Source organism: Nakamurella sp. (assembly GCF_048594475.1).
In the GTDB taxonomy this organism is placed as follows: Bacteria; Actinomycetota; Actinomycetes; order Mycobacteriales; family Nakamurellaceae; genus Nakamurella.
The window spans coordinates 1-2,777 of sequence record NZ_JBMDXT010000454.1 but is presented as its reverse complement, the minus strand read 5'-3'; the positions used below and the strand labels follow the sequence as shown (position 1 = coordinate 2,777).

Sequence of the window (2,777 nt, the reverse complement as noted above, 5' to 3'; positions counted from 1 at the left end):
CGCGGACGTCACGAGAACCATCGGCACCGCAGAGAAAGGCACCACACCAGCCGTGAACCTCGAGAACCTCACCACGAAGAGCCGCGAGGTCGTCACCGCGGCCGTCACCGCCGCCACGTCCGCCGGGCATTCCTCGGTGGAACCGGCCCACCTGCTGGGCGCACTGCTGGTCACTCCGGGCTCGACCGCGCCCGGTCTGCTGCGGGCCGTCGGCGCCGACCCCGCCGTCGTCAAGAACCGCAACGACGCCCTGCTCGGCCGCCTGCCGCGGGTCAGCGGCAGCACCGTCGCCCAGCCCGGGCTGTCCCGCGCCGTCGCGAACATCCTCACCGGCGCCGAGCAGATCATGCGGGCCGCCGGCGACGAGTACCTGTCCACCGAGCACCTGCTCGCCGCGCTGGCCCGCCCGGGTACCGATGCGGGCGACCTGCTCAACCAGCTCGGAGCGACCACCGACAACCTGGTCGAGGCGTTCCCGGTGGTCCGGGGCGGCGATCGCAAGATCACCAGCCAGGATCCGGAGAGCACGTTCCAGGCGCTGGAGAAGTACGGCGTCGACCTGACCGAGCGGGCCCGCGAGGGCAAGATCGACCCGGTCATCGGGCGGGACAGCGAGATCCGGCGGGTGGTTCAGGTCCTGTCCCGGCGCACCAAGAACAACCCGGTGCTGATCGGTGAGCCCGGCGTCGGCAAGACCGCCGTCGTCGAGGGGCTCGCCCAGCGCATCGTTGCCGGCGACGTGCCCGAGTCGCTGCGCAACAAGAAGCTGATCGCCCTGGACATGGGGTCGATGATCGCCGGGGCCAAGTACCGCGGTGAGTTCGAGGAGCGGCTCAAGGCCGTCCTGGAGGAAATCAAGAACTCCGACGGTCAGGTCGTCACGTTCATCGACGAGCTGCACACCGTGGTCGGGGCCGGCGCGACCGGCGAGGGCGCGATGGACGCCTCGAACATGCTCAAGCCGATGCTGGCCCGCGGCGAGCTGCGGATGGTCGGCGCCACCACGCTGGACGAGTACCGCGAGCACATCGAGAAGGACCCGGCCCTGGAGCGCCGGTTCCAGCAGGTGTTCGTCGGCGAGCCGAGCGTGGAGGACACCGTCGGCATCCTGCGCGGCATCAAGGAGCGGTACGAGGCGCACCACGGCGTGCGGATCGCCGACTCCGCGCTGGTGGCCGCGGCGACCCTGTCCGACCGGTACATCACCAGCCGCTTCCTGCCGGACAAGGCGATCGACCTGATCGACGAGGCCGCGTCCCGGCTGCGCATGGAGATCGACTCGCGGCCGATCGAGATCGATGAACTGCAGCGCGCCGTCGACCGGTTGAAGATGGAAGAGCTGGCGTTGGAGAAGGAGTCGGATGCCGCGTCCCAGGACCGGCTGACCCGGCTGCGCCGGGACCTGGCCGACAGGAACGAGCAGCTCACCGCGATGAACGAGCGGTGGGAGCGGGAGAAGTCGGGCCTGAACCGGGTCGGCGAGCTGAAGAAGGAACTCGACGAGCTGCGCATGCAGGCCGAGCGGTACCAGCGCGAGGGTGACCTGGCCAAGGCCTCCGAGCTGCTGTACGCCCGCATCCCCGCGCTGGAGCGTGAACTGTCCCAGGCGATCTCCGCTGAGAGTGTCGACGAGGCGACCGAGGCGCCGATGGTCAGCGAGGAAGTCGGTCCCGACGACATCGCCACCGTCATCGCCGCCTGGACCGGGATCCCGGCCGGCCGGCTGCTGGAGGGCGAGACCGAGAAGCTGCTGCGCATGGAGGAAGGGCTGGGTGCGCGCGTCGTCGGCCAGGCCGATGCCGTGCGGGTCGTCTCCGATGCGGTGCGCCGCTCGCGGGCCGGCATCGCCGACCCCGATCGGCCCACCGGCTCGTTCCTGTTCGTCGGGCCGACCGGCGTCGGCAAGACCGAGCTGGCCAAGGCGCTGGCCGACTTCCTGTTCGACGACCCGCGGGCGATGGTCCGCATCGACATGAGCGAATACTCCGAGAAGCACTCGGTGGCCCGCCTGGTCGGTGCCCCGCCCGGCTACGTCGGGTACGACGAGGGTGGTCAGCTGACCGAGGCGGTCCGCCGCCGGCCCTACTCGGTGATCCTGCTCGACGAGGTGGAGAAGGCCCATCCGGACGTCTTCGACATCCTGCTCCAGGTGCTGGACGACGGCCGGCTCACCGACGGCCAGGGTCGCACGGTGGACTTCCGCAACACCCTGCTGATCCTGACCTCGAACCTGGGCAGCCAGGCCCTGATGGACCAGAGCATGTCGGAGGAGCAGCGCCGGGAGACCGTCATGTCGGTCGTCCGGGTGGCGTTCAAGCCGGAGTTCCTCAACCGGCTCGACGACATCGTGTTCTTCCACGCGCTGACCACCGGCGAGCTGGGATCGATCGTCGACATCCAGGTCGCGGCGTTGGCCACGCGGCTCGCCGCCCGGCGGCTGGCCCTGGACGTCACCCCGGCGGCCCGCGAGTGGCTGGCCATCGGCGGGTTCGACCCGCTGTACGGGGCGCGCCCGTTGCGCCGGCTGATCCAGTCGGCCATCGGTGACCAGCTGGCCCGCGAGCTGCTGGCCGGTCGCATCCGGGACGGGCAGACCGTGCTGGTCGACGTGAACGAGGACGACCCGGGCGCGCTGGTGGTCCGGCCGGTCGACCAGATCGTGCCGCTGACCGTCTGAGGATCTCCTCGGCCGCATCCGCGCGGCCGTGGGGGGGGGCCCGGCCCGCGGCGCGCCCCCCCCCCCCCGCCCGGGCCGGAACCACCCCGGGCCCGGGGGG

General features: G+C 71.2%; 1 protein-coding gene. It reads left to right on the top strand.

Annotated elements, in window-relative coordinates; all coding sequences use genetic code 11:
- The first annotated feature begins 52 nt into the window (after positions 1-52).
- Positions 53-2,677, top strand: coding sequence for an ATP-dependent chaperone ClpB (gene clpB, locus ACOJUF_RS20405; RefSeq protein ID WP_420123651.1), 2,625 nt, complete (start codon positions 53-55; stop codon positions 2,675-2,677).
- Positions 2,678-2,777 lie beyond the last annotated feature (100 nt).